This window comes from Pseudoduganella aquatica (genome assembly GCF_020865585.1).
Lineage (GTDB): Bacteria > Pseudomonadota > Gammaproteobacteria > Burkholderiales > Burkholderiaceae_D > Rugamonas > Rugamonas aquatica_A.
In genome coordinates this window covers 2,794,105-2,818,895 of record NZ_CP086370.1, presented here as the reverse complement: position 1 = coordinate 2,818,895, position 24,791 = coordinate 2,794,105, and the positions used below count along the sequence as shown (strand labels likewise).

General features: G+C 66.1%; 21 protein-coding genes. 15 read left to right on the top strand and 6 right to left on the bottom strand.

Features of this window, described 5'->3' with window-relative positions:
- Nucleotides 1-6: 6 nt before the first annotated feature.
- The gene (locus tag KT882_RS12485; RefSeq protein ID WP_228895989.1) at nt 7-3,033 is read right to left on the bottom strand and encodes a VIT domain-containing protein; all 3,027 of its coding nucleotides are present in this window, start codon (nt 3,031-3,033) and stop codon (nt 7-9) included.
- Between the two features lie 117 nt (nt 3,034-3,150).
- Nucleotides 3,151-4,290 carry a helix-turn-helix transcriptional regulator gene (locus tag KT882_RS12480; RefSeq protein ID WP_228895988.1) on the bottom strand — a complete coding sequence of 380 codons (1,140 nt, stop codon included), beginning with the start codon at nt 4,288-4,290 and terminating at the stop codon, nt 3,151-3,153.
- Nucleotides 4,291-4,668: 378 nt separating this feature from the next.
- On the opposite strand from KT882_RS12480, the gene KT882_RS12475 reads away from it, so the two are divergent.
- The 4 genes from KT882_RS12475 to KT882_RS12460 all read left to right on the top strand — a co-directional run bounded on the left by KT882_RS12475 (nt 4,669) and on the right by KT882_RS12460 (nt 9,104).
- Nucleotides 4,669-6,129, top strand: coding sequence for a DEAD/DEAH box helicase (locus tag KT882_RS12475; protein WP_161074031.1), 1,461 nt, complete (start codon nt 4,669-4,671; stop codon nt 6,127-6,129).
- A 203-nt stretch (nt 6,130-6,332) separates the two neighbouring features.
- Nucleotides 6,333-6,785 carry a MarR family winged helix-turn-helix transcriptional regulator gene (locus tag KT882_RS12470; RefSeq protein ID WP_161074030.1) on the top strand — a complete coding sequence of 151 codons (453 nt, stop codon included), beginning with the start codon at nt 6,333-6,335 and terminating at the stop codon, nt 6,783-6,785.
- A 10-nt stretch (nt 6,786-6,795) separates the two neighbouring features.
- Entirely contained in the window at nt 6,796-8,130 is a 1,335-nt protein-coding gene (locus KT882_RS12465; RefSeq protein ID WP_228895987.1) for an MFS transporter, read from the top strand.
- 125 nt (nt 8,131-8,255) lie between these two features.
- A complete protein-coding gene (locus KT882_RS12460; RefSeq protein ID WP_228895986.1) occupies nt 8,256-9,104 on the top strand; it encodes an outer envelope protein in 849 nt (282 codons plus the stop codon).
- Here KT882_RS12460 and KT882_RS12455 read toward each other — a convergent pair whose 3' ends face one another.
- The 3 genes from KT882_RS12455 to KT882_RS12445 are packed head-to-tail and all read right to left on the bottom strand — an operon-like array spanning nt 9,105 to nt 12,115.
- Nucleotides 9,105-10,412, bottom strand: a complete 1,308-nt coding sequence (locus KT882_RS12455; protein ID WP_228895984.1) for a glycerate kinase type-2 family protein — start codon at nt 10,410-10,412, stop codon at nt 9,105-9,107.
- A gap of 8 nt (nt 10,413-10,420) precedes the next feature.
- Nucleotides 10,421-11,317 (bottom strand): 2-hydroxy-3-oxopropionate reductase, encoded by an 897-nt coding sequence (gene glxR, locus KT882_RS12450; RefSeq protein ID WP_161074027.1) that lies wholly within the window; start codon nt 11,315-11,317, stop codon nt 10,421-10,423.
- A 27-nt stretch (nt 11,318-11,344) separates the two neighbouring features.
- Nucleotides 11,345-12,115 (bottom strand): aldolase/citrate lyase family protein, encoded by a 771-nt coding sequence (locus KT882_RS12445; RefSeq protein WP_161074026.1) that lies wholly within the window; start codon nt 12,113-12,115, stop codon nt 11,345-11,347.
- A gap of 145 nt (nt 12,116-12,260) precedes the next feature.
- Here KT882_RS12445 and KT882_RS12440 point away from each other — a divergent pair, with 145 nt between their 5' ends.
- From KT882_RS12440 to KT882_RS12425, 4 genes are all read left to right on the top strand, one after another.
- Complete coding sequence (locus KT882_RS12440; RefSeq protein ID WP_161074025.1) at nt 12,261-13,223, top strand: LysR family transcriptional regulator; 963 nt, start codon at nt 12,261-12,263, stop codon at nt 13,221-13,223.
- 161 nt (nt 13,224-13,384) lie between these two features.
- The gene (locus KT882_RS12435; RefSeq protein ID WP_161074024.1) at nt 13,385-14,671 is read left to right on the top strand and encodes a Glu/Leu/Phe/Val family dehydrogenase; all 1,287 of its coding nucleotides are present in this window, start codon (nt 13,385-13,387) and stop codon (nt 14,669-14,671) included.
- An 82-nt stretch (nt 14,672-14,753) separates the two neighbouring features.
- Nucleotides 14,754-15,986, top strand: a complete 1,233-nt coding sequence (locus tag KT882_RS12430) for a malic enzyme-like NAD(P)-binding protein (protein WP_321170357.1) — start codon at nt 14,754-14,756, stop codon at nt 15,984-15,986.
- 210 nt (nt 15,987-16,196) lie between these two features.
- Complete coding sequence (locus tag KT882_RS12425) at nt 16,197-16,976, top strand: glycosyltransferase family 2 protein (protein ID WP_161074022.1); 780 nt, start codon at nt 16,197-16,199, stop codon at nt 16,974-16,976.
- Between the two features lie 4 nt (nt 16,977-16,980).
- Here KT882_RS12425 and senA read toward each other — a convergent pair whose 3' ends face one another.
- Nucleotides 16,981-18,192, bottom strand: a complete 1,212-nt coding sequence (gene senA, locus KT882_RS12420; protein ID WP_228895982.1) for a selenoneine synthase SenA — start codon at nt 18,190-18,192, stop codon at nt 16,981-16,983.
- Between the two features lie 89 nt (nt 18,193-18,281).
- Here senA and selD point away from each other — a divergent pair, with 89 nt between their 5' ends.
- From selD to KT882_RS12385, 7 genes are all read left to right on the top strand, one after another.
- A complete protein-coding gene (gene selD, locus KT882_RS12415) occupies nt 18,282-19,325 on the top strand; it encodes a selenide, water dikinase SelD (RefSeq protein ID WP_228895981.1) in 1,044 nt (347 codons plus the stop codon).
- Between the two features lie 160 nt (nt 19,326-19,485).
- Nucleotides 19,486-19,752, top strand: a complete 267-nt coding sequence (locus KT882_RS12410; protein WP_228895978.1) for a class I SAM-dependent methyltransferase — start codon at nt 19,486-19,488, stop codon at nt 19,750-19,752.
- Between the two features lie 131 nt (nt 19,753-19,883).
- Nucleotides 19,884-20,168, top strand: a complete 285-nt coding sequence (locus tag KT882_RS12405; RefSeq protein WP_161074019.1) for an acyl carrier protein — start codon at nt 19,884-19,886, stop codon at nt 20,166-20,168.
- Entirely contained in the window at nt 20,165-20,842 is a 678-nt protein-coding gene (locus tag KT882_RS12400) for an SDR family NAD(P)-dependent oxidoreductase (protein ID WP_161074018.1), read from the top strand. The genes KT882_RS12405 and KT882_RS12400 overlap by 4 nt, the downstream gene beginning before the upstream one ends.
- The gene (locus KT882_RS12395; RefSeq protein ID WP_161074017.1) at nt 20,842-22,137 is read left to right on the top strand and encodes a class I adenylate-forming enzyme family protein; all 1,296 of its coding nucleotides are present in this window, start codon (nt 20,842-20,844) and stop codon (nt 22,135-22,137) included. The genes KT882_RS12400 and KT882_RS12395 overlap by 1 nt, the downstream gene beginning before the upstream one ends.
- The gene (locus tag KT882_RS12390; protein WP_161074016.1) at nt 22,137-22,760 is read left to right on the top strand and encodes an acetyltransferase; all 624 of its coding nucleotides are present in this window, start codon (nt 22,137-22,139) and stop codon (nt 22,758-22,760) included. The genes KT882_RS12395 and KT882_RS12390 overlap by 1 nt, the downstream gene beginning before the upstream one ends.
- Nucleotides 22,760-24,751: a glycosyltransferase family 4 protein gene (locus KT882_RS12385; RefSeq protein WP_161074015.1), complete on the top strand. Its 1,992-nt coding sequence runs from the start codon at nt 22,760-22,762 to the stop codon at nt 24,749-24,751. Before KT882_RS12390 ends, KT882_RS12385 begins: the two co-directional genes overlap by 1 nt.
- The last annotated feature ends 40 nt before the right edge of the window (nt 24,752-24,791 follow it).

Below are 24,791 nucleotides of genomic sequence, written 5' to 3'. Positions count from 1 at the left end.
CCAGGACTAGCTGCCGGGCACTTCGAACTCGCCCACCAGCACCGTGCTGCCGCGCCCGCTCAGGCGCACCGTCACCATCTCCTCTTTCGCGTCCGGCGTACCGAACGCCGTCGTCAGGCGCAGCTGGACCGTGGTGGCGCCCGCAACCAGCTGCTGCCGGTGGCCAAAGAAATTGGCATGCACCTGGTACTTGCCCGGCTTGGCTTTGCGCAGCGAGAATTCCTCCGGGCCATAGCCGCCCGTGAAGTCGCGCGAAATGCGGCCGCCCTGCGCGGTAATCATCTGCGCGTAGTAGCAGCGCTCGCCGTTCGGGTCCGTCACCCACAAGTCCATATCGCTGTTGTCCGCATCCCAGGTCAGCACCGCGCGCAAATCGAGCGGCAGGTTTTTCAGCAGACGGCCATCGATACGGCCGGTGTCAACCGTGCCTTTGGGCGCAGCCGCGATAATGGCGTTCATCTCGGCCAGCGCAATCAGCTCGATATCCGCAAAGCGCCCATCCCATGGCCGCAGCACCACTTCATACAGCTGGTCCACCGCCTGCTGCGGCTTGCCTGCCGCGGCATATGCCAGCCCCAGATCGCGATAGGACTGCGGCTCCTCGCCCGCCAGCAGCAGCACCTGCTCAAACAGCGGCACGGCCAGCTGCGGCAAGCCCGCCTGCAAAAGCCGGTAGCCCAGTATGCGCAGCACATGGCGGTTCTCCAGTTCCAGCTCGGCCAGATTGGACAGCACCCGCAAGCCCAGGTCGCGCTGGCCGCGCTCGATCAGCATGTCCGCCACATCCAGGTAGAAGGCGCTGCTGCCGCTCCATGACGGCCGCTCGTCCAGATAGATCGCATACAGCGCGTCGCTGCTCGCCGCCTTCATGCGCGCAATGTAGGGCGCGTTCGCGGACCATTTTTTCATCGAGATCGTGCCCGCGCCGGCCGTGCCGGCCTGCGGCGTTGCCGAAGCCGGGGCCGAAGTTTGGGCGGGGGCATAAGCCAAAGCAGGAGCCGGGGCCGAAAAAGGGGCCGGAGGCGGGGGTGGTCGCGGAGAGACTGGCGCCGGAGCTGGCACCTCAGGCGCGCGCTCAAACGCCAGCGGTGCGGATGCCCGCCGCGCCGCGTTGGTGGCGTTGGCAATGACGTTACCGGGCGCCGCCCCGATATCCTCGGCGACCACGACGTCCCGCAATGGCCCGACGCTGCTACCCGTCACCTTGATCGGCCCCAGGCCCGCGCCGCTATCAGTGCGTGGCAGCACTTGCGCAAGTTTGGCAGCGGCCTCTTTCGGGTAATCCTTGTTCCACCAGGCCTCCTTCTGCTGGAAGCGACGCACCACGTCATCAAGCTGCTTGACGCGCCGCTGCGCAAGCTGGGCGCCGAAGCGTGCCTTCATCTTCTCGTAGTCGGCCAGCAATTCGGCAGGCGGCGTTACGTCGTAGCGCACGTAGTCGTCCAGGCGCTCCAGCACCAGCAGAGAGGTCTCGCGCGTCGGCAGGCCAAACTGCGCGCCCAGGCGGCGGATGGCGCCGCGATGCAGATCGAACTCCGCCTCCAGCTCGCGCAGCTTGTAGCCTGCCCACACCAGGGCCGCCTGCGGATGCAGCGGCGCTTTCTCCCCGACCGCCAGTTTGATCTCGGTGGCTTTCCCCTGCTGCACGATGGTCAAAGCCACTTGCGCCGACGGCTGCGTGAGCTTGCCCGCCACGCGCAGCATGCCTTGCCGCGCACCGGACAGGTCGGCCAGCAGGTCCTTGGCGCCGTCCGCGTGCAGATCATGCAGCTGCGGGCCGTCGGTCAGCAGCATCTCCGCCGCCGCGCCGGGGCGGTCCGCCTGCACCTGCACCAGCTGGCCGCCGCTGCGCTCAGCCAGCGCCGCCAGCCTGCCGGTGTCCGCACTGGCGGCGGAGTTCATGGCATACAGCCGCTGGCCGGACGCCAGCACGGGAAACTTCGCGCCGCCGTAGTTCAGCAAACCGTCGCTCACCAGCAGGTATTCGTCCACGCCGCGCTGCGGCTGCCAGTCCGCCAGCGCGCTGGCGCCGTCGTACACGGTGGACAGCAAGTCCTTGCGCAAAGCGCTCCAGTTGCCACGCTCGATTTGATAAGCGACCGCCGCCTCCGGCCTGTCCCGCAGGCGCTGCAGCCGCACTTCGGCCCGGCCCAGCGCCTTGAAATAGCGGTCCAGCTCAGCCAGTTCCGCGTCGATATGGCGGTTGGCGCCGGAGCCCGAGCTATCCCACAGCAGGCCCACCACCTTGGGGAGCGTGCGCGCCACGCGCCGCGCCGCCACCGGAATCTCCGCCACAAAATAGCGTTCGCCGTCGAATTGCTGGACATAGGCTTGCGGCTGCGCGCTGCCCGGCAGGCGCAGCGCCAGCGCAGCGTTGGCCGCGCCGGTGTAATCCTGCTTTGCCACCTGCGCGCGGTAGCCGTTGCGCATGCCTTCGAAATGCAGCTCGCCCAGGGCGCCGCTGGTGCTCGGCGCGGCGCTGGCGCCGTTCACTTGCAGGCTCAGGCCAAAATCCCGCACCCGCTCGCCGTAAGCCAGCGGCAGGCGGTAGATCCAGCCTGTACCGTCGCGCGCCAGCGTCTCGCTGTATTTCACTTCCACCGTGCGCGTTCCCTGCGCGGGTATCGGGTACACCCGCAGCCGGAAGTGATTGCCCTCGGTGCGCTCCAGCAGGCCCGGGTCGATGCCGCGCCGCTCCACCGCCTCCAGTATCTCGCGTCCCCGGCTCTTTTCAACCGGCACGGCAGGCCGCAGCTTGCCGTCGATATCCAGCGCGAAAGCGCTGATCTGCTGGCCTTCCAGCAGCGGGAAATGCAGATGCCCCTCCAGCGCGCGGCCGTTCGGATTGAAGAACACCATGCGCACCGTGGTTTCCGCCATGCCGCCGCTGACGGCGCCGGCTATGCTCACGCTTTGCAGCCGCACAGGGCGCTCGCCGTTCAGGGTTTCCATGCGCGGCATGGGGACAGCTGCGCCGGCGCCGCATGGCAGCGCGCACAGCATCAATAACAGGACTAGCAATCGCAACAGCATGGCACTCTCCTTGACCCGGCTTCTTCCGGCATGGGAGTGAAACGGTGCGATGCGCCGAACGGGGTTAAAAAGGCAAAAATATTTCAAACCCGGCGGCCCGGGCGCCGGATGCGGTATCTATTCCTGCCCGCGCTGCGCCAGGAAATAGGCGGGGCTGGTGAGCAACAAGGACACCAGATCGGCCTGGCGGCGCGTGCCGGTCTTGTTAAAGATGCTTTTGAGCTGGCTGCGCGCCGTGCTGATGGCCGTGCCGCGCTCGCCGGCCGCCTCTTCCAGCGTTTTGCCGCCGCACAGTGCCGACGCCAGCGCCGCCTCGGCGGCCGACAGGCCGAACAGCTGGCGCAGCAGGTCCGCCTGCACCACCGGCGTACTGAGCGGATCATAGGCCAGTACCAGCGCCGCGCCGGGCAGCGCGCTTCCCTCGCCCATCTGCAGCGGCGTCACCAGCAGCGACAGCGGCGCGGCGCCGGCGCGCGGCAGCAGCACCACGCCCGGCTCCGGCGATCCGTCGCCATGGCTGGCGCGCACCGCCCCGCACAGCGCCAGCGCCAGCTGCCGCGCCACCGGTTCGCTGCGCGCGCGCAGCAGGCCGCCGTCCAGCCACAAGCCGCCGCCCGCCTCCAGCAGCGCGCGGCCGCTGCGGTTGCAATGGGCCATGCGGCCGCGTTCATCGCACAGCAGCGCCGGCATGGCCAATACATCCAGGCTGCCGGCCAGCATGTCGCGTCCCAGCCGCAGCTCGGCAAAGCGCTGGCGCATCTGCAGCGCGCGTTGAAGATGCGGCACCAGCCGCTCCAGCTGCACCATGGTGCGCCGCGAGAACGGCGGCTGGGCGGTGGAACGCTGCAGGAAAATCTGGGTCAGCCATTGGCCCTCGCGCAGGATCACGCAGCCGGCCGCATACGCCATGCCTTGCGGCTGCACCCAATCCCGGTAAAACGGCAGCTCGTGGTAGTGCGCGCGTTCGGGCACATCGAGGTTGCTGGCGTAGAAGCGTCCAATGGGCGAGTGCTCCATGTGCAGCGCCAGCACGTCCTCGCCGGCATAGCGCAGCGCATAGCTTTGCAGGTAAGCCGGATCCATGCCCACCACCCACACCCCCTGCAACTCCTGCGAAACAACATGACGCATAATCAGCAGCACACCGCTGGCGCCCGCTGCGGCGCTGAATTCGGCTATAAATTGCTGGAAGCCACTGGCGGCGGTCACGGCGGCATAGATGCTGCCGATCAGGGCGTCGATGGTCGACTGTTTCACGCGCAGACTCCTGGATAGCAAGGAGCCAACACTATTGCCCAATGGACAATTGCTGTCAATCCGAGGCAATAACGCCGCGACAACAGATCGCGCGCAATTAAGCGTGCAAATTGGCCGGAAATACGTTATAGTGTCGGCTTGTGCGCTGCAACACGCAGTCGGCACTAAGAATAACAGCAGCTACGCAAGCCTTAGCGCATCGTCCCTGATGACGCTTATAAAGCCCCCCGCCTTGTGTGTCGAATAAGACACCGTCCCGGCGCAAAGCTTTTGTGCCGAAATTTCTAATCTAGTTTGTTAGAGTCATTTCGTTTGGTTGGCGTTGCTATTTTGCGTTCTGCGTTTTTGCATGAACGCTGATTTTTACGAAAGATAAGAATGACTTTTGAAGCACTTGGTATCAACACGTCCGTACTCAAAGCCCTGACCGATGCCGGCTACACCAAGCCGACCCCAGTACAGGAGCAAGCTGTGCCTGCCGCTATCGCAGGCAAGGATCTGTTGGTATCCTCCCAGACCGGTTCCGGCAAGACCGCAGCATTCATGCTGCCGTCGCTGACCCGTCTGGCCGCACTGCCGCCGGCCGCCGCCGGCAAGACCCCTAATCAGGAAATGCAAGCCGCCAAAGCGCGCGGCGAGCGTCCGCGCTTCAAGGCCGCCCAGCCAAAAATGCTGGTGCTGACCCCGACCCGTGAACTGGCCCTGCAAGTTACCACCAACACCGACAAGTACGCCGTGAACCTGCGCGGCATCAAGGCTGTGTCCATCCTGGGCGGCATGCCTTATCCAAAGCAGATGCAACTGCTGTCGCGCAATCCTGAAATCCTGGTGGCGACCCCTGGCCGCCTGATCGACCATATGGAATCGGGCAAGATCGACTTCTCCCAGCTGCAGATCCTGGTGCTGGACGAAGCCGACCGCATGCTGGACATGGGCTTCATCGACGACATCGAGAAAATCGTCGCCGCCACCCCGGACAGCCGCCAGACCATGCTGTTCTCGGCCACCCTGGACGGCGTGGTGGGCAATATGGCCCGCCGCATCACCAAGGATCCGATGGTCATCCAGATCGTCAGCGCCGCCAACAAGCATGAGAACATCACCCAGCGCGTGCACTTCGTGGACGACCTGTCGCACAAGAACCGCCTGCTGGACCACCTGCTGCGCGACGAGTCGATGGACCAGGCCGTGGTGTTCACCGCCACCAAGCGCGACGCGGACACCATCGCCGACCGCCTGAACATCGCCGGTTTCTCGGCTGCCGCGCTGCACGGCGACATGCACCAGGGCGCGCGCAACCGCACCCTGGACAGCATGCGCCGCGGCCAGGTCAAAGTGCTGGTGGCAACCGACGTCGCCGCGCGCGGCATCGACGTGCCGACCATCACCCACGTGGTCAACTACGACCTGCCGAAATTCGCTGAAGACTATGTGCACCGCATTGGCCGTACCGGCCGCGCCGGCCGCAATGGCCTGGCGGTATCGCTGGTGAACCACGCCGAAGGCATGAACGTGAAGCGCATCGAGCGTTTCACCAAGCAGCTGATCCCTGTCACCACGATCGAAGGTTTCGAGCCTAAGCGCACCGCGCCTCCGCGCTCGGCTTCGCGTCCAGGCGGCTGGAAACCAGGCGACAACCGTGGCGGCAAGCCAGCGCAGCGCAGCTTCAGTAAGCCAGGCGCACCGCGCAAGGAAGGCGGCGGCTACCCGCGTGAAGGCGCGAGCACCGGCGGCTACCCGCGCGAAGGCGCCAGCACCGGCGGCGGCTTCAACCGCGAAGGCGGCGGCGGCTACAAAGGCCGTACCGACGGCGCCCGCCGCACCTACGGCGACCGTTAATCCGTCGCGCATGCACGGCGGGTTACGCGCGGCCATGCCGCGCTAACCCGCCCTACGGTACCGTTTCGGCGCGCATCGTAGGGCGGGTTAGCAGCGCAGCTGCGTAACCCGCCGGAGCCGCACCAAGCCATCGAAAATTTCGGTGGCTTTTTTTTCGCCTCCAGCATATACTTGATCACTCAAGTATATATCAAGGACAAATCATGGAAACCATCACCGGCGACGCCGCCCTCGATTTCTGCCTGCGCCTGGCGCGCGCCCAAGCGGCCATGGTGCGCCGCCTGGACGCCGCGCTGGGCGGCCATTTCGGCCTGAGCTTCAGCGACTTCATGCTGCTGCATCATCTGGCCAAGGCGCCCGGCGGCCGCCTGCGCCGCGTGGACCTGGCCGAGCGCCAGGGCCTGACCGCGTCCGGCGTGACGCGCACCCTGCTGCCGCTGGAGAAAAACGGCATGGTGGCGCGCCAGCCCGACCCGCGCGACGCCCGCGTCGGCTACGCCGTCATCACCTCCGCCGGGCACGAGATGCTGGACAACGCCCTCGTCACCGCGCGCGAAGTGAGCGCCGAACTGCTGCGCAGCTCCGCCCCGGACCAGCTGGACGCGCTGGCCGCCGTGCTGGGCAGCGTGGCCGGCATGAACCTCACCAACAGCTAAGGCGCAGCCCATGAACAAGCAACGCTCCCCCATCTTGCAAGACGCCAATTTCCGCTGGCTGCTCGGCGGCGGCGTCATCTCCGGTCTTGGCGACCAGTTCACCATGATCGCCCTGCCCTGGCTGGTGCTCACTATGACGGGCGATCCGCTCGCGCTGGGCGCCGTCATCGCCATCATGAGCGTGCCGCGCGCGGTGTTCATGCTGCTCGGCGGCGCGCTGGTGGACCGCTACTCGCCCAAGCGCGTGATGATGGTGACCAAATACGTCAACGCCGCGCTGCTCGGCGTGCTGGCCGGGCTGGTGCTGTTCGCGCCCGCGCTGCTGTCGCTGCCGCTGCTGTACGCGCTGGCGCTGGGACTGGGGCTGGCGCAGGCCTTCGCCATCCCGTCCGGCACCTCCATCATGCCGCAGGTGGTGCCGCCCGAGCATCTGCAAGCCGCCAACGGCGCCATGATGGGCATGCGCCAGCTCACCATGCTGGCCGGCCCGGTCCTGGCCGCGCTGCTGATCGCAATCGCCGGCGACGGCGGCGCGGCTGCAGCGGCAACAACGGCGGCCGGCGCAGGCGGCCACCCTGCCTTGCACGCTCCGGCGGGCGCCTTCGGCATCGGCATCGCTTTCGCATTCGACTGCTTCACCTTCCTGTTCACCGCCTGGACGCTGGCGCAGGTACGCATGCGCGCCGGGGCCGCGCGGCCGGCCGGTCCGCCGCAGTCCATATTCAGCTCGGTGGGCGAAGGCCTGATGACGGTCTGGCGCGACGTGGCGCTGCGCACCTGCTTTATGTACTGGTCCGTGGTGGCGGTGTTCGTCGGCGGCGCCATGCAGGTTGCCCTGCCCCTGCTCGCCAGCCAGAACCTGCACGGCGCCGGCTCGCTTGGCCTGCTGACCGGCGCGCACGGCACCGGCATGCTGCTCGGCATGGCGCTCTCCAGCGCCGGGGTGAAGCTGCGCTTCGGCGGTTTCGGCGCCACGCTGCTCGCCATCGACGCCATCGTGGCGCTGCTGCTTGCGCCGCTGGGCGCGATCACCGCCACCTGGCAAGGCGCGGCCTTGCTGCTCCTGGCGGGATCGCTGGCGGGCTTTATGCAGATTGCCGTCTTCACCTTTATACAGGGCAGCGTTCCGCCCCGCATGCTGGGCCGCGCCATGAGCATCTTCATGTTTATTTTCATGGGGCTGGCGCCGCTGTCGGCCGCCGCCATCGGCGCGCTGCTCAAGGTGATCACGCTGGCGCAGCTGTTCGCGGGCGGCAGCGCGCTGCTGCTGGCCATATCCGCGCTGGCGTGGTGGCTGACGCCGATGCGCAGCATCGGCACCGGCGGGTTACGCTCGGAGAGCTAACCCGCCCTACGCGCGCCCAGCCGGCAGCGTGTCGCTTTAGCCACGCCTGCGCCCGGTGGCCGGTGTTTTGGGAGACAATGCAGGCACACCAACAAGGAGAGCGCAGCATGCACAGGCAAACGACGATGAAAACCTTTCTTGCTGCGCTGGCCTTGCTGGGCGCGGGCGCCGCGCAGGCCGTGGACTGGAGCGACACGGCGCTGAGCTACCGCTACGGCACGCACTACGCCGAACCGTTCAACCCGGCGGACATCCGGAAGAACATCGTCAACCTGAGCCACGTCAACGGCTACGCCTACGGCAAAAACTTCATCAGCGCGGACCTGCTGCTGTCGGATAAAAAAGATCCGGACAGCGCCGGTTCCGGCAGCGGCGCGCGCGAGCTGTACGTGCTGTACCGGCACACGCTGGACTTGGGTAAAGTAACAGGAAAAGACTTCAAGGCTGGCCCCGTGCGCGGCCTGGGCTTCACCGCCGGATTCGACTTCAACGTCAAGCACGACGCGGGCTACAACTCCAGGAAGCGCATGCTGGTGGCCGGCCCCACGCTCAACCTGGACGTGCCGGGCTTCCTCGACATCAGCCTGCTGGCCCTGTGGGAAAGCAACGCGCCCTACAACGGCTTCTCCAGAACCGCCACGCCGCGCTACGACTACGACGTGCATCCCATGCTCAACGCGGTGTGGGGCATTCCCTTCAGCGCGGGCGTGCCGCTATCCTTCGAAGGCTATGCCAACTTCATCGGCAGCAAAGGCCGCAACGAATTCGGCGGCGCCACCAAGCCGGAGACCAATATCGACATGCAGATCATGTACGACATGAGCGCCGCCGTGGGCGCCGCCAAGAACACCTTCAAAGTCGGCGTCGAGTACCAGTACTGGAAAAACAAGTTCGGCAACAGCACGAAGGGCAACCCCGGCAACCCCGGCGCAACGGCGCGCACGCCCATGGTGCGCGCCGAATACCATTTCTGATCAGGGAAGCGGCTCCACGTAGACCGCGCGGAAGTCGTTCACATTGGTCAGCGTGGGGCCGCACACCACGGACGCGCCCAGCGCCTGGAAGAAACCGTGGCCGTCGTTGTTGGCCAGACTGCGGCGCGGGTTGATGCCCAGCGCCCAGGCCTGCTCCAGCGTTTCCGGCGTCAGCACGGCGCCGGCGATTTCCTCCTGCCCGTCCACGCCGTCCGTATCGCAGGCGATGGCGTAAATGCCGGGGTGGCTGTTCAGCGCCACGCCCAGCGACAGCAGGAACTCCACGTTGCGTCCTCCCCTGCCTTCGCCGCGCACCGTAACCGTGGTTTCGCCGCCGGACAGCAGCACGCACGGCGCCGCGAACGGCTGCCCGCGCCTGGCCACCTGGCGCGCAATCCCTGCGACGACAATGCCCACGTCGCGCGCCTCGCCCTCGATGCTGTCGCCGAGGATATGCGGCACCACGCCGGCCTGGCGCGCCACTTCGGCGGCCGCTTCCAGCGCAATTTGCGGCGCGGCGATCATGCGCACCTCGCTGCGCGCCAGCCGCGCATCGCCCGGCTTGATGCTTTCTCCGGCGCCCGATTCCAGCAGCCGCGTCACCGCCTCCGGAACGGCGATGCGGTAGCGCTGCAGGATGGCCAGCGCGTCGGCGCAGGTGCTGGCGTCCGCGCAGGTGGGGCCGGAAGCGATGTCGGACGGGCTGTCTCCCGGCACGTCCGATATCACCAGCGTCACCACGCGCGCCGGATGGCATGCGGCGGCGAGCCGCCCACCCTTGATGGCCGAAAGATGGCGCCGCACGCAATTCATCTCGCTGATGGTGGCGCCGCTCTGCAGCAGCGCGCGGTTGATCTCCTGCTTCACCGCCAGGTCCAGCGAGGAATCGGACAGTGGCAGCGGCAAGGCCATCAGCGCCGAGCCGCCGCCGGAAATCAGGCAGATCACCAGGTCGTCCTCGCTCAGTCCCTGCACCATGGCGAGGATGCGCCGCGCAGCCGCCATGCCGTTTTCATCCGGCACCGGGTGCGCGGCCTCCACAATCTCGATGCGTTCGCACGGCACCGCGTAGCCGTAGCGCGTGACCACCAGCCCGGTGAGCTCGCCCGGCCAGTGCTGCTCCAGCACGCGCGCCATTTCGGCCGACGCCTTGCCGGCGCCTATCACCAGCGTGCGCCCGCGCGGCGGCTCCGGCAAGTGCGCAGGCAGGCACAGCGCGGGCTGCGCCGCCGCCACCGCCGCGTCGAACATGCGGCGCAGCAGGGCCGGCATGTCGGCGCCGGCAGGCAAAGTCGCTTGGGTTGTCATGGCTACTCCTATTCAGGCAGTTTGGCGCCGATCTCGAAGTTTGCCATGATCTCCAGCGCGCGCACCAGAGCCGAATGGTCCCAGGCCTTGCCGCCGTGCGCCGAGCAGGTGTTGAACAGCTCCTGCGCCGTCGCGGTGTTCGGCAGGCTCACGCCGATGGCGCGCGCGCTGCTCAGCGCCAGGTTCAAGTCCTTCTGGTGCAGCTCGATGCGGAAGCCCGGATCGAAGGTGCGTTTGATCATGCGTTCGCCGTGCACTTCCAGGATGCGCGAGGCCGCGAAGCCGCCCATCAGCGCCTGGCGCACCTTGGACGGGTCCGCGCCCATGCGCGAGGCGAACAGCAGCGCCTCGCCCACCGCTTCAATGTTCAGCGCCACGATGATCTGGTTCGCCACCTTGGTGGTCTGGCCGTCGCCGTTGCCGCCCACCAGCGTAATGTTCTTGCCCATCAGCTCAAACAGCGGCTTGACGGCGTTGAAGGCCTGCTCGCTGCCGCCCACCATGATGGTCAGCGTGGCCGCCTTGGCGCCCACCTCGCCGCCGGACACCGGCGCGTCCAGGTACTCGCAGCCCAGCGCGTTGATGCGGGCCGCGAACTTCTTGGTTTCCAGCGGCGAGATCGAGCTCATGTCGACCACGATCTTGCCCGCGCTCAGGCCCTGCGCCACGCCGCCCTCGTCGAACAGCACCTCGGCCACTTGCGGGGTGTCCGGCACCATCATGATGATGATGTCCGCGTTCTGCGCCACTTCCTTGCTGGTGGCGCAGCCTACGGCGCCCAGTTCCACCAGCTGCGGCGGCAGCGGCTTGCGCTGCTGCACAAACAGCTGGTGGCCGCCTTTCAGCAGATTCGCCGCCATCGGCGCGCCCATGATGCCCAGTCCGATAAAGCCCACTTTACTCATATCCACTCCTTCGATGATGGTCCGCGCTCAGGCGGCGATTTTGAATTTGGCGGCCAGCGCTTCGGCGCCGCGCGCCAGCAGGCCGATGTCGCTGCCCACGGCAGTGTAGGTGCAGCCCGCCGCGATATAGCGGCGCGCCAGTGCTTCGTCGCCCATCAGCACCCCGGCCGCCTTGCCGGTGGCGACAATGCGGCGCACCGCGCCCTCGATGGCTTCCACCACTTCCGGGTGCTTCAGGTTGGCCAGGTGGCCCATGGACGCGGCCAGGTCGCCCGGCCCGATGAAGATGCCGTCCACCCCGTCCACCGCCGCGATTTCCTCGATATTGGCGATGGCCAGCGGCGTTTCCACCTGCAGCAGCACGCAGATATCATCCGAGCTGGTGGCCCAGTAGTCGCTCACGCGGCCATAGTCGGAAGCGCGCGCCGCCGTGGAAAAGCCGCGCACGCCCAGCGGCGGATAACGCGTGGCGGCCACCGCCTGGCGCGCCTCCTCCGCGTTCTGCACAAAGGGAATCAGCAGGGTTTGCGCGCCCACGTCCAGCAGGCGCTTGATCACCACAGTGTCGTTCCACGGCGGCCGCACGATGGGGTGGGCCGTGCCCTGCGCGGCGGCCTGGAGCTGGGAATGCACCATGGGCAGCTCGTTGGGGGAATGCTCCATGTCCAGCAGCAGCCAGTCGAAGCCCGCATTGGCCAGCACCTCCACCGTGACGTTGCTCGACAGCCCGGACCATAGCCCGATCTGCAAAGTGCCCTGCTTGAGGGTGCGCTTGAAATGATTGATGCGTTTGCTCATGCCACTGCTCCTGTCCAGGTTAGTGATATTTACAAAAAACACAAGAGGTCAGACGTCGTATAACTCAGTCCAGTATAGGCCGGTTTGCGAAAGAAAGGCAAGAAATGAAATACAATCGCACTCTCTCGTTTGCGCTGGATCAAGCATGGAAACCAAATGGCTGGAAGACTTCATCTCGCTGGCCGAGACCAATAACTTCAGCCGTTCCGCCTCGCAGCGGCACGTCACGCAGCCGGCCTTCTCGCGCCGCATCCAGTCGCTGGAAAACTGGCTGGGCACCGACCTGGTGGACCGCACCTCCTACCCCACCCGCTTGACCCCGGCCGGCCTGGTGTTCTACGAGCAGGCGCTGGAAATGCTGGGCCAGATCAACGGCGTGCGCGAACTGCTGCGCAACAAGCGCGCCGCCGCCATGACCAGCATCGACCTGGCCGTGCCGCACACGCTGTCGCTGACCTTCATCCCGAAATGGATCACGCAGCTGGAGACGGATTTCGCGCCCATCAACAGCCGCCTGATGGCGCTCAACGTGCACGACGCCGTGCTGCAGCTGGTGGAAGGCGGCTGCGACCTGCTGCTGTGCTACCACCATCCGCGCCAGCCGGTGCAGCTCGATCCGGGCCGCTACGACATGCTGGTGCTGGGCCGCGAAGCGCTGCGCGCCTACGCCCGCTGCGACAAGACCAGGACTCCGGAGTTCACGCTGCCCGGCACCAAACAGGATCCGCTGCCCTTCCTTTCCTACACCAACAACGCCTACCTGGGCCGCATGGTGGAGCTGATCCTGGCCGACACCAAGACCGCGCTGCACCTGGAAAACCATTACGAAACCGACATGGCCGAGGGCCTGAAAATGATGGCGCTGGAAGGACGCGGCATCGCCTTCCTGCCCGAATCGGCGGTCACGCGCGAGCTGAAACAGAAGCTGCTGGCGCCCGCCGACGGCGGCGTGTCGGACTGGCAGATCGAGATGGAAATCCGGCTCTACCGCGAGCGCCCTTCGCCCGCGCGGCCGGGGAAAATGATCGTCTCGCGGCTGTGGGACTACCTCGAAAGCCAGCAGAAAACCTCCGCCAAAAAGCAGCGCGTGCCCGCCTCGGAACGTTAAACTTCTGGCATCAATTGTGAGACTATGCATTTTTTGCATAGCCGGATGCGGATACAGCATTAGCCGCCCTGCGGGGCTCCAGCCTATGATTCGCTTCGCTAACGCAGCGCCACGAGCGCAGCGCCCAACGAAGCCTTAGACGAACAACAGGAGCCAACAGCATGACCACCGAACACGCACTGCCGTCCTACCTCAACCCCGACGATCTCGGTCCATGGGGCCAGTACCTGAAGCAGATCGACCGCGTCACCCCGCACCTGGGCAACCTGTCGCGCTGGGTGGAAACGCTGAAGCGTCCCAAGCGCATCCTGACCGTTGACGTGCCTATCGAGCGCGACGACGGCTCCATCGCCCACTACGAAGGCTACCGCGTGCAGCACAATATGTCGCGCGGCCCGGGCAAAGGCGGCGTGCGCTTCCACCAGGACGTGACCCTGTCCGAAGTGATGGCCCTGTCGGCATGGATGACCGTGAAAAACGCGGCCGTCAACGTGCCATACGGCGGCGCCAAAGGCGGTATCCGCGTTGATCCAAAGACCCTGTCGCGTGGCGAACTGCAGCGCCTGACCCGCCGCTACACCAGCGAAATCTCGCTGATCATCGGCCCAAACAAGGACATCCCGGCACCGGACGTCAACACCAATGAACAGGTGATGGCCTGGATGATGGACTCCTACGCCATGATCGAAGGCAACCTGTCGACCGGCGTGGTCACCGGCAAGCCAATCTCGCTGGGCGGCTCGCTGGGCCGCCGCGAAGCCACCGGCCGCGGCGTGTTCGTGGTTGGCCAGGCGGCAGCGGCCAAGCGCGGCGTGGCGATCCAGGGTGCGCGTGTCGCCATCCAGGGCTTCGGCAACGTCGGCGGCGTGGCAGCGACCATGTTCGCAGAGGCGGGCGCCAAAGTCATCGCCGTGCAGGACCACACCGGCACCGTGGTGCACTCGAACGGCCTGGACGTGGCACAGCTGCACAAGCACGTGGCTGAAGCGGGCGGCGTGAAAGGCTTCCCCGGCATCGAGCAGTTCATGGACCGCGACGCGTTCTGGGGCATTGAATCGGACATCCTGATTCCGGCCGCCCTGGAACAGCAGATCACCGCCGCCAACGCGCCGCTGATCCGCACCAAAATCATCCTCGAAGGCGCTAACGGCCCAACCACGCCGGAAGCTGACGACATCCTGTCCGACAAGGACATCCTGATCGTTCCGGACGTGCTGGCAAACGCCGGCGGCGTAACCGTGTCATACTTTGAGTGGGTGCAGGATTTCTCCAGCTTCTTCTGGAGCGAGGACGAGATCAACGCCCGCCTGACGCGCATCATGCAGGACGCGTTCAATTCGGTCTGGGAAGTCTCGCAGGACAAGAAGGTAACGCTGCGTACCGCGACCTTCATCCTGGCTTGCACCCGCGTGCTGCAAGCACGTGAAGTACGTGGCCTGTATCCATAATCCGATACGGCCCTAGCCATTACCGCGCCTGCCCCGGCTTTCAGCCTGGGCAGGCGTTTTTCGCATATAAAAGGATTTTTTCATGAGTAATCTGGAACAGAAAGCGCTGGACTATCACCAGGCCGGCGCACCGGGCAAAATCGCCATCGCCGTCACCAAGAGCGTCGCCAGCCAGGACGACCTGTCGCTGGCCTATTCGCCCGGCGTGGCCGTGCCTTGCGTGGAAATCCAGCGCGACCCGTCGCTGGCCTACAAATACACCGCCAAGGGCAACCTGGTGGCCGTCATCACCAACGGCACCGCCGTGCTGGGCCTGGGCAATATCGGCGCGCTGGCCGGCAAGCCTGTGATGGAAGGCAAAGTGGTGCTGTTCAAGAAATTCGCCGGCATCGACTCCTTCGACATCGAAATCGACGAAACCGATCCGGACAAGCTGGTCGACATCATCGCCGCCCTGCACCCCACCTTCGGCGGTATCAACCTGGAGGACATCAAGGCGCCGGAGTGCTTCTACATCGAGCGCAAGCTGCGCGAGCGCCTGTCGATTCCCGTGTTCCACGACGACCAGCACGGCACCGCCATCGTGGTCGGTTCCGGCCTGCTGAACGCCATTGAAATGACCGGCCGCGACATCGCCGACGTGAAAATCGTCTGCTCCGGCGCCGGCGCCGCCGCCATCGCCTGCCTGGAACTGATCCTGTCGCTGGGCGCGCGCCGCGAGAACATCTTCGTCTGCGACAGCAAAGGCGTGCTGACCACCGCGCGCGAACTGGACGGCGAGAAGAAAGCCTGGGCGCGCGACACCCCGGCCACCAGGCTGTCGCAAGTGATCGAGGGCGCGGACGTGTTCCTGGGCCTGTCCGGCCCCGGCCTGCTGTCGCAGGCGGACGTGAAATCGATGGCCAAGCAGCCGATTATTTTCGCGCTGGCCAATCCGGAGCCTGAGCTGCGCCCTGAACTGGTGCGCGAAGTGGCGCCGGACGCCATTATCGCCACCGGCCGTTCGGACTATCCCAACCAGATCAACAACGCGCTGTGCTTCCCTTACCTGTTCCGCGCGGCGCTGGATTCGGGCGCCAGCACCATCAACCAGGAGATGAAGATCGCCTGCGTGGTGGCGCTGGCCGGCATGGCCCGCAGCGACGAGCGCTTCGGCAAGGACTACGTGGTGCCAGGCCTGCTGGACCCGCGCCTGCTGGTCGGCGTCACGCCCAAGATCGCGCAGGCTGCCTTCCGCAGCGGCGTTGCGCGCAAGAAGCTGGACCTGGAAGCCTACGCGGCCCACCTGGCCAAGCTGGGCGAGTCGCTGATCTGAAGCAGGCCGGCGGGTTACGCGGCTTTGCCGCTAACCCGCCCTACGCAAGGAATCAGCGCGCGGGTTCGCAATGCGCGGGGGCACGTAGGGCGGGTTAGCCGCGCAGCGGCGTAACCCGCCAACAACTGCCGCCCATCGCAACCTTTACAAGCGGCGGCGGGCGTGTGATATTGGCAGGCATTTCACAGCCCAGCCATCCAGGAGCACCGTTTGTTTACCATCATCATCCCGACGCATGAGCGCCCATTGCTGCTGCGCCGCGCCCTGCAGTCCCTGATCGCGCAGACCTATAAAGACTTCCAGGTGATCGTTGTCGACGATACCGGAGGCTATATTCCGCCATTCCCTGAACTGGCGGCCTTGGCCGGGCGCTACACCTACGTCATCCGCAGCGGCCAGAACGGCCCGGCTGAAAGCCGCAACATGGCGCTGGACCTGGCCAAGACGCCTTACGTGATGTTTTTGGACGACGACGACACCTTCGAGCCCGGCCACCTGCAGGCGTTGGCCGACCATATCGGCACGCGCACGCCGGAAATCGTCCACTGCGACTTCCGCGTGCTGCGCGAGGACCGCCGGCACAATCCGCCGCAGTTCCTGGGCAGCGACGACATGTCCACCGCCGGCATCACCGCCGACAGCATTTTCATCCTCAACCGCATTCCGAACAACTGCCTGGTGTACCGCCGCGACGTGGTGCAGAACGTGCGCCACGCCGGCGATATGCGCATCTACGAGGACTGGGACTTCCTGCTGGCCGCGCTGGCCGGACGCACGCTGGAGCATGTGGCCACCAACGGTGTGAACATCTACAAGAGCACTGCGGACTCGCCGGAAAACGAACGCCGCGGCAATACCCGCGACGACCTGCTGGTGCCCACCATGCTGTATTTGTACAAAAAGCACCCGGCGCCGAACATGGCCACCCGCCTGGGCCGCCAGGAACTGATGGCCCATGCCGGCCACCCCATCACACTGGAGCAGTGCTGATCCCTCACCAGGCGCAGGTGCGCAGGCCCGCAAACACGTGGTCTGTGCCCGGCAGCTGGAAATTGCGGAACTTGGCCGACCCCAGCCTCGACGGCGTGGCGAACGACGCGCCGCGCAGTACCTGGCTGGCGGCAAAGTGCGGCGCCGAATATTCGCGCCAAGGGCCTGGCTGGAAACCCGGGTAGGCTTCGAACGGCGTCGAAGTCCACTCCCACAGCTGGCCCCAGCTGAACGCAGCATGTCCGGACAGGGCCGCATATTCCCATTCCGCCTCGGTCGGCAAGCGCCGTTCGGCCCAGGCGCAATACGCCTGCGCCTCGTACAGGCTGATATGGCGCACCGGCTCCGGCCCGGCCAGGGTGCACAAATGCCCGAAGCGCATGGTGCGCCACACGCTCCCTGAACCACCGCCACCCTCGCGCTGCCAGTAGCGCGGCGCGGAACGCTCCTGCCGCATCAGCCAGGCATTGCCGGCCGCGCTCCAGAACTGGCGCCGCTGGTAGCCGCCGTCCTCCACAAAGTCGGCGAACTGGGCGTTGCTGACCAGGGCCGCGTCCATGCGGAACGGCGCCACCCGGCAGGCGTGGGCCTGCAATTCATTATCAAAGACGAAACCGCCGTCGTCCGCGCTGCCCATCTGCAGCGTGCCGCCGGGGAAGCCGATCTCGGACTGCTGCGGCCAGGACGGCTCGTCGCGCGCCACGCCGGGCGGCACCGCCAGGCCCAGCGTCTGCAAGGCCGACAGCATGGCTTCGCCCTGCATATCCTCGTGCGCCAGCGCCAGCCGGTAGGGATACAGCTCGGCGTCGCTGCCGCCGCAGCGCGACAGGCGGTCCAGCACCCGGTCCAGCACTTCATGGCAATAGGTTTTCAGCGCGCCCGCGCCGGGCAGGTCCAGGTTCCAGCGCGCGCCGTGCGGCACGGTGTTGGCGTCGAACCAGTCATCGCCCTTGCTCAGCAAGGCGTTGGCCTCGGCGTCTGCCGGGTGGCTGGAGGCGGCCTCGCGCAACACGAACCACTCGGCGAACCAGGCCGTGCGGCCCAGTTCCCACAGCGGCGGATTCAGGCTGCGCAGCTGCGGCACGCGGATCGCCGCGTCCAGCCCGGCGGCCGCCGCGCAGTCGAACAGCGCCAGCGTATGCGCCCGCGCATGCAGCAAGGCCTCGGCCAGCTGTTGCGGCCGGGCGCTGCGGAATGATGCATGAATTGAACTCATGGCCGATTGTAACCGGAAAGCATGGGCGTCCGGCCTTTACAAGCGGCTGCCGCCGTGTGATATTCTGCAGCACCTATATTGGCGGGCCTATGCAAACACCTATCAAACTCACCTCCTTTTCCCACGGCGGCGGCTGCGGCTGCAAGATCGCGCCCGGCGTGCTGTCGGAAATCCTGAAAAACTCCCACGGCTTCCCGGTTCCCAAGGAACTGATGGTCGGCATCGAGACCTCGGACGATGCGGCGGTCTACAAGCTCAACGACGAGCAGGCCCTGATCGCCACCACCGACTTCTTCATGCCCATCGTCGACGATCCTTTCGACTTCGGCCGCATTGCCGCCACCAACGCCATTTCGGACGTGTACGCCATGGGCGGCACCCCCATCATGGCGCTGGCCCTGGTCGGCATGCCGGTCAACAAGCTGCCGATCGAGACCATAGGCCAGATTATCCGGGGCGGCGAATCCATCTGCGCCGAAGCCGGCATCCCCATCGCCGGCGGCCACACCATCGATTCGGTGGAGCCCATCTACGGCCTGGTGGTGCTGGGCCTGGTGCATCCGTCCAAGGTCAAGCGCAACAGCGGTGCGCAGGCCGGCGACGTGCTGGTGCTGGGCAAGCCGCTGGGCGTGGGCGTGCTGTCGGCCGCGCTGAAGAAGGACAAGCTGGACGCGGACGGCTACGCCGCCATGATCGCCAACACCACCAAGCTGAACAAGCCGGGCCAGGCGCTGTCGGCCATGCCGGGCGTGCACGCCATGACCGACGTGACCGGATTCGGCCTGCTGGGACATCTGCTGGAGCTGGCGCGCGGCGCCGGCCTGGAAGCGCAGCTGGAGATGGCGCGCATTCCGCTGCTGCCCGGCGTGGAGCAGCTGGCCAAGGACGGCTATTTCACCGGCGCCTCCGGCCGCAACTGGGACGCCTACGGCCAGGACGTGGCGCTGGACGCCGCCATCACCCCGGCGCAGCAGGCGCTGCTGACCGACCCGCAAACCTCCGGCGGCCTGCTGGTGGCCTGCGACGCGGCGAGCGTGGACGAGGTGCTGGCGCTGTTCGCGCGCGAGGGCTTCGAGGGCGCGGCCGTCATCGGCCGCACTGCGGCGGGCGCGGCGCGCGTGACGGTGGCGTAACCGCAGCGCAAACGCCGCACCGGGCATCCGGCGTCGTGCCAAGGAAACAGAGCTCTGCCTTTGCTTTTGAAAATGGCCTGCAGCCTGTACGATGGGGGCTGTACGCGGAGCCTGTCTCCGCGCTCCGCCAACCTTCACAACTTTTTTGAGAGACCGGTCGATGACCCCAGAACTGCGCCAATTGATTGATACCGCGCTGCAACACCTGCCGGCCGACGGCATCGGCGTGCTGCACATCGACGGCAACCATGACATTGAATTCGTCGCCAAGGACCTCCAGTACTACCTGCCCAAGATCAAGAGCAACGGCCCGATCATCATGGACGACACGGACTGGGATTCGGTGCGCAGCTGCCTGCCGCTGCTGGCGGCGCAGTGCAAACTGGAGTCCGAGCACGGCACCTGGCAGGTCTGGCGCAAGGCCTGAGGCCGGCCGTACCAGGCTGTGGCAGCCCTCCCCCGCCCTTTGAAAATTGCCGGGGAAGCTGTACCATGACTACTTGAGCTGCCGCGCGCCAAATCACCATCCTGATCCACCTGCTTCCCTTAGGAGTCTCCATGCAGGAGCAAGAACTTAAACAGAAAATCTACGCGACGATCCTGGAATTATCCGAAGGAATGTTGCAGCAAGTAGGTGACGACACCCCCCTGATAGGCGATGCCAGCGCGCTCGATTCCATGAAGCTGGTGGAACTGTGCCTGGCGCTGGAAGACCTGGGCGGCGACCTCGGCTTCGACTTCGACTGGACTTCCGACGCCGCCATGTCGCGCTCGCGCAGCATGTTCCGCGCGGCGGGCGCCCTGGCCGATGAATTCCTCGCGCAGATGCGCGGCAAACAATGATCGTCGTCACCGGCGCCAGCCGTGGCCTGGGGCGGGCGATCTGCGACCGCCTCCTGCAAAGCAATATCGAGGTATTCGGACTGGCGCGCGACACCAGCGGCCTGCCCTTCCCGGCCCAGGATTGCGACGTCGCGTCCTACGACACGGTGAAACAGGCGGCGAAAGCCATACGCCGCACCGGCCAGCCGGTGCACGGGCTGATCAACGCAGCCGGCATCGCCTCCATGAATCTGGCGCTGACCACGCCGGAGAGCGTCTCGCAGCGCATCATGGCAACCAATCTGCTCGGCACCATCTATTGCTGCCAGCATTTTGCGCCGCTGATGATACGCAACCGCGGCGGCGCCATCATCAATTTCTCGACCATTGCGGTGGCGCTGGGCTTGAAGGGCGAGTCGATCTACGCGGCCTCGAAAGCCGGCGTTGAAGGCTTTACGCGGGCATTTGCGCGCGAAATGGCGGACTTCGGCGTCAACGTCAATTGCATCGCGCCGGGTCCCATCGACACCAGCCTGCTCAAGGGCATCACCCCTGCGCAGATTGCCAATATCGTGGCCCAGCAAATTATCCCGACCCAGTTCACGGCGGACGCGGTGTGCGACTTGACGGAACTGCTGCTCGATCCCAAAAGCCGATCGCTGTCGGGCCAGATTCTCAACGTGGGGGGTGTCTGATGGAACTGATTGCCAAGTTAAGCAAAGTCTGGGACGGCTGCGATACCCCGTTCTTCATCCATCAGAACGGCGCGCTGCGCTTTGCGGACATCCTGGCCCAGCCTGCGGCCGACCTGTCGGGGGTCCGGCCCGGCGACGTGGTGGCCCTGATCGGCGATTTCACGCCCGCCTCCATCCTCACCCTGCTGCGCCTGATCGACCTCGACACCATCGTGGTGCCGTTGACGGCCGAAACGGCGCACGAGCATGAATATTTTTTCGATACGGCCCAGGTCGATGTCGTGATCGAAGGCGGCCAGGTGCGGCGCCGCCCCGGCACCCGCCACCATGAATTGATCGCGGCCCTGCGCGAGCGCGGGCACGCCGGCCTGGTCCTGTTCTCCACCGGCACCACCGGGCGGCCCAAAGCCATACTGCACGATCTGGCCCTGTTCCTGCAGCGCTTCGAGACGCCGCGCCCGACGCTGCGCACCATTAATTTCCTGCTGTTCGACCATATCGGCGGCATCAACACCCTGTTGCACACGCTATTCAACCGCGGCGTGGTGGTGGCGCCGGGCAGCCGCACCGTGCACGCCATTCTGGACACTTGCCGCGAGCACGCGGTCGAAGTGCTGCCGACCACGCCCACTTTCCTGCGCATGATGCTCATGAGCGGCGCCATTCCGGACCAGGTGCCGGCCTGCCTGAACGTGATCACCTACGGCACCGAGCGCATGGACCAGCCCACCTTGAGCGAATTGTGCCGCCTGTTGCCGGACGTCGATTTCCGCCAGACCTTCGGCATGTCCGAACTCGGCATCGTGCGCGTGAAATCGGAGCGGCGCGACAGTCTGTTCATGAAAGTCGGCGGCGAAGGCGTGGAAACCAAGGTGGTGGACGGCGTGCTGAAGATCCGCTCGCAGTCGCGCATGCTGGGCTACCTGAACGCCCCCTCGCCGTTCGACGCCGAGGGCTGGTATGACACCAAGGACGTGGTCGAAAGCAAGGACGGCCACTACAAGGTGGTGGGCCGCATCAGCGACGTGATCAACGTGGCCGGGCTGAAGTTCATGGCGTCCGAAGTCGAGCGCGCGGTGCTGGAGTATCCCGGCGTGTCGCTGGTGACGGCGCATGCGCGCAGCAATCCCATTACGGGCCAGCACGTGGAACTGAGCGTGCAGGCGGCCGACGGCCAGGAGGTCGACAAGGATGCGCTGATGGCCTTCCTGAAGTCGCGCCTGCAGCCGCACATGGTCCCCAAGCGCATCAAGATCGGCCAGGTGGCGGTGGGCCACCGTTTTAAGAAAGCATAATGGAATCTGTCCTGATCATCGGCACCGGCGGCCTGGCACGTGAATTCACCGCCTGGTGCGCCGCGCGCTACACGGTCGCCGGCTATCTCAGCAATAATGCAGAAGAACACGCGGCCTACCGGCTGCCGGGCCGCATCTTCATCGACCAGGTCACGCCGGAGCAGGCCGGCACGCGGCTCGCGTTCCTGGCGATCGGCTCCCCGGCGGTGAAACGGCAGATGCATGAGCGCCTGCTGCAGGCCGGCTTCAGCTTCCCGAGTTTTGTCCATCCGTCCAGCAGCGTGGCGCCGGCCAGCCAGCTGGGCGACGGCGTCATCGTGGCGCCGAACTGCACCGTCGGCCCCGGCGTGGTGGTGGGCCGGTGCAGCTATCTGAACTTCGGCTGCGGCATCGGCCACGACGCCGTCCTCGGCGACTACTGCCAGGTCAATCCCGGCGCGCAGATCGGCGGCAATGCCGCCCTCGACAGCGCCGTGCTGGTGGGCTCGAACGCCACCATCCTGCAGAAAGTGCGGGTCGGGGCGGATGCCACCATCGCGTCGGGCGCGCTGGTCATGGCCCGCGTGACGGCGGGCGCCACCATGATGGGCAATCCGGCCAAACGCATGCGCGCGTTCGAATAATGGCAAGAAAAAATATCGGTGTCTTGCTGGACGAGCACGATCCGGGCACGCACAGCGTCGCCCGCTGCCTGATGGCCGCGCTGGAGCAGGAGTTCCAGTTCACCGTGCTGGCCGCCGGCAATGAACCAGCTGTGCCGCCGTTCGAGCTGCTGCTCGATTTCCGCCCCGCCGGGGCGGCATCGCCCGCCGCCGGTGCCGCCAGCACGCTGCGCTACCTGACCGCCGCTGCCTCTGCCGCCGGGCCGGAGGCGCTGCTGGGCGCCAGGTCGTTTATCGTTGACCGCCATACCGCCGCCGCGCAGCAGGCCGATATTTTCCCGGCCCTGCGCCCCATGGCGCGCGGCGTGGATTTCTCTATCTTCAACGTGCAAGCCCACCGCACCGGCGCGCTGCGCCTGGGCTGGGTGGGCGATGCCGGCGCGCCGGGCAAGGCCGAACTGGCGCTGCTGGCCGAGGCGCTGGGCGACGCCTACCAAATCAGCGTCATCAGCGGCCAGTCCAGCCCGCAGATGCTGGCTGCCTTTTACAACTCCATCGATGTCCTGATCGTGCTGTCGGACCTGGAGCTGGCGGCGCAGCAACTGCTGGAGGCGGCCGCCTGTGGCGCCTTTGCGCTGTGCCTCAGCCCGGTGGTCCTGCCCGCCTGTATCGCCGGCCACCTGGGCGGCCTGGTGCTGGCTCCTTCCGCGCCGGCGCTGCGGGCGGGCCTGAACTGGTGCGGCCAGCAGGTGGAGCACATCCGCGTGGCCGGGATGCGCAACGCGCAGCGCGTGGCGATGGAACACAACTGGGCGCTGCTGGCGCCGGCCTGGAGCGCGCTGCTGCACCGGGAAATGGCGCAGTGCCCGCCGCAGGCTGCCGCCGCGCCGCTGGACCTGCTGATACTGGACGATATCTTCCCGCTGCTGACATCGGCCTTCCGCATCGCCGAATACAATTGCTATCTCAGCCATTTCGAGCGGGCGGCGGTCCACTCGACCGCCACGTCCTTCCCGCCGCATCGCCAGCAGGAAGGCATGGGGCCGGCGCGCCAGGAGTACGAAACCCGGTATCCCGAACACGCCGGCAAGGTCAGGCTAGGCGATCCGCGCTGGCTCGAGCCGGCCAGGGTGGCGTACATGGTGTTCATCAACAACGCCTACACTTTCTGTCCGGCGCTGGAACGGGCCGGAACGCCCTTCATTTTTTGCCTGTACCCCGGCGGCGGCTTCGCCATCGACGGCGAGGAGTCCGACCGCAAGCTGCGCCGGGTGTTGTCGTCGCCCTGCTTCCGCAAGGTGCTGTGCACACAGAAAATCACCTACGATTACCTGATCCGCAAGCAATTCTGCCGTGCCGAGCAAATTGAATTTGTCTACGGCGGCGTCAACTCGGTGCCCGAGACCTATCCGGCGCCCAAGCTGAAGTTCCCGGCGCAAAAGGCGCAATTCGACATCTGCTTTTCGGCCTACCAATACAGTCCGCAAGGCATCGACAAGGGCTACGATGTGTTCGTCGCCGTGGCCAAGCTGCTGCACGCACGGCACGCCGACATGGTGTTCCATGTGATCGGCAACTTCACGCCGGACGTCATCGACGTCAGCGAACTGGGCCGCAGCATCGTGTTTCACGGCTCGCTGCACACCGAGGCGCTGCACCAGCTCTACCGCTCGATGGACATCCTGCTCTCGCCCAACCGGCCCTTTATCCTGTCGCCAGGCAGTTTCGACGGTTTCCCCACCGGCGCCGCCCTGGAGGCGGGCGTCAACGAGGTGGCCTTGTTCGTTTCCGACCCGTTGCAGCTCAATCCCTTCGCCGACGGCACCGACTTGGTGATAGTCCAGCCCGAGCCACACAGCATTGTGCAGCAGATCGCGGCGTACTATCGCGACCCGGGGGCGCTCTACGCGCTGTCCGCACAGGGCGCGGCCAGTTTGCGGCGGGTACTGAACCTCGATACCCAAATGGCGCCAAGGCTGAGTCTACTGGAACACGCGATCTCGGCAAGCTGAGCCCGGTAGCCAGGGATTGCTTGCCAAAACAACTTGCCGT

Bases quoted from the DNA above. Each gene is read 5' to 3' on its own strand.
- KT882_RS12485 (WP_228895989.1), bottom strand. From the start codon at position 3,033: ATGCTGTTGCGATTGCTAGTCCTGTTATTGATGCTGTGCGCGCTGCCA.
- KT882_RS12475 (WP_161074031.1), top strand. From the start codon at position 4,669: ATGACTTTTGAAGCACTTGGTATCAACACGTCCGTACTCAAAGCCCTG.
- KT882_RS12470 (WP_161074030.1), top strand. From the start codon at position 6,333: ATGGAAACCATCACCGGCGACGCCGCCCTCGATTTCTGCCTGCGCCTG.
- KT882_RS12465 (WP_228895987.1), top strand. From the start codon at position 6,796: ATGAACAAGCAACGCTCCCCCATCTTGCAAGACGCCAATTTCCGCTGG.
- KT882_RS12460 (WP_228895986.1), top strand. From the start codon at position 8,256: ATGAAAACCTTTCTTGCTGCGCTGGCCTTGCTGGGCGCGGGCGCCGCG.
- KT882_RS12455 (WP_228895984.1), bottom strand. From the start codon at position 10,412: ATGACAACCCAAGCGACTTTGCCTGCCGGCGCCGACATGCCGGCCCTG.
- glxR (WP_161074027.1), bottom strand. From the start codon at position 11,317: ATGAGTAAAGTGGGCTTTATCGGACTGGGCATCATGGGCGCGCCGATG.
- KT882_RS12445 (WP_161074026.1), bottom strand. From the start codon at position 12,115: ATGAGCAAACGCATCAATCATTTCAAGCGCACCCTCAAGCAGGGCACT.
- KT882_RS12440 (WP_161074025.1), top strand. From the start codon at position 12,261: ATGGAAACCAAATGGCTGGAAGACTTCATCTCGCTGGCCGAGACCAAT.
- KT882_RS12435 (WP_161074024.1), top strand. From the start codon at position 13,385: ATGACCACCGAACACGCACTGCCGTCCTACCTCAACCCCGACGATCTC.
- KT882_RS12430 (WP_321170357.1), top strand. From the start codon at position 14,754: ATGAGTAATCTGGAACAGAAAGCGCTGGACTATCACCAGGCCGGCGCA.
- senA (WP_228895982.1), bottom strand. From the start codon at position 18,192: ATGAGTTCAATTCATGCATCATTCCGCAGCGCCCGGCCGCAACAGCTG.
- selD (WP_228895981.1), top strand. From the start codon at position 18,282: ATGCAAACACCTATCAAACTCACCTCCTTTTCCCACGGCGGCGGCTGC.
- KT882_RS12410 (WP_228895978.1), top strand. From the start codon at position 19,486: ATGACCCCAGAACTGCGCCAATTGATTGATACCGCGCTGCAACACCTG.
- KT882_RS12405 (WP_161074019.1), top strand. From the start codon at position 19,884: ATGCAGGAGCAAGAACTTAAACAGAAAATCTACGCGACGATCCTGGAA.
- KT882_RS12400 (WP_161074018.1), top strand. From the start codon at position 20,165: ATGATCGTCGTCACCGGCGCCAGCCGTGGCCTGGGGCGGGCGATCTGC.
- KT882_RS12395 (WP_161074017.1), top strand. From the start codon at position 20,842: ATGGAACTGATTGCCAAGTTAAGCAAAGTCTGGGACGGCTGCGATACC.
- KT882_RS12390 (WP_161074016.1), top strand. From the start codon at position 22,137: ATGGAATCTGTCCTGATCATCGGCACCGGCGGCCTGGCACGTGAATTC.
- KT882_RS12385 (WP_161074015.1), top strand. From the start codon at position 22,760: ATGGCAAGAAAAAATATCGGTGTCTTGCTGGACGAGCACGATCCGGGC.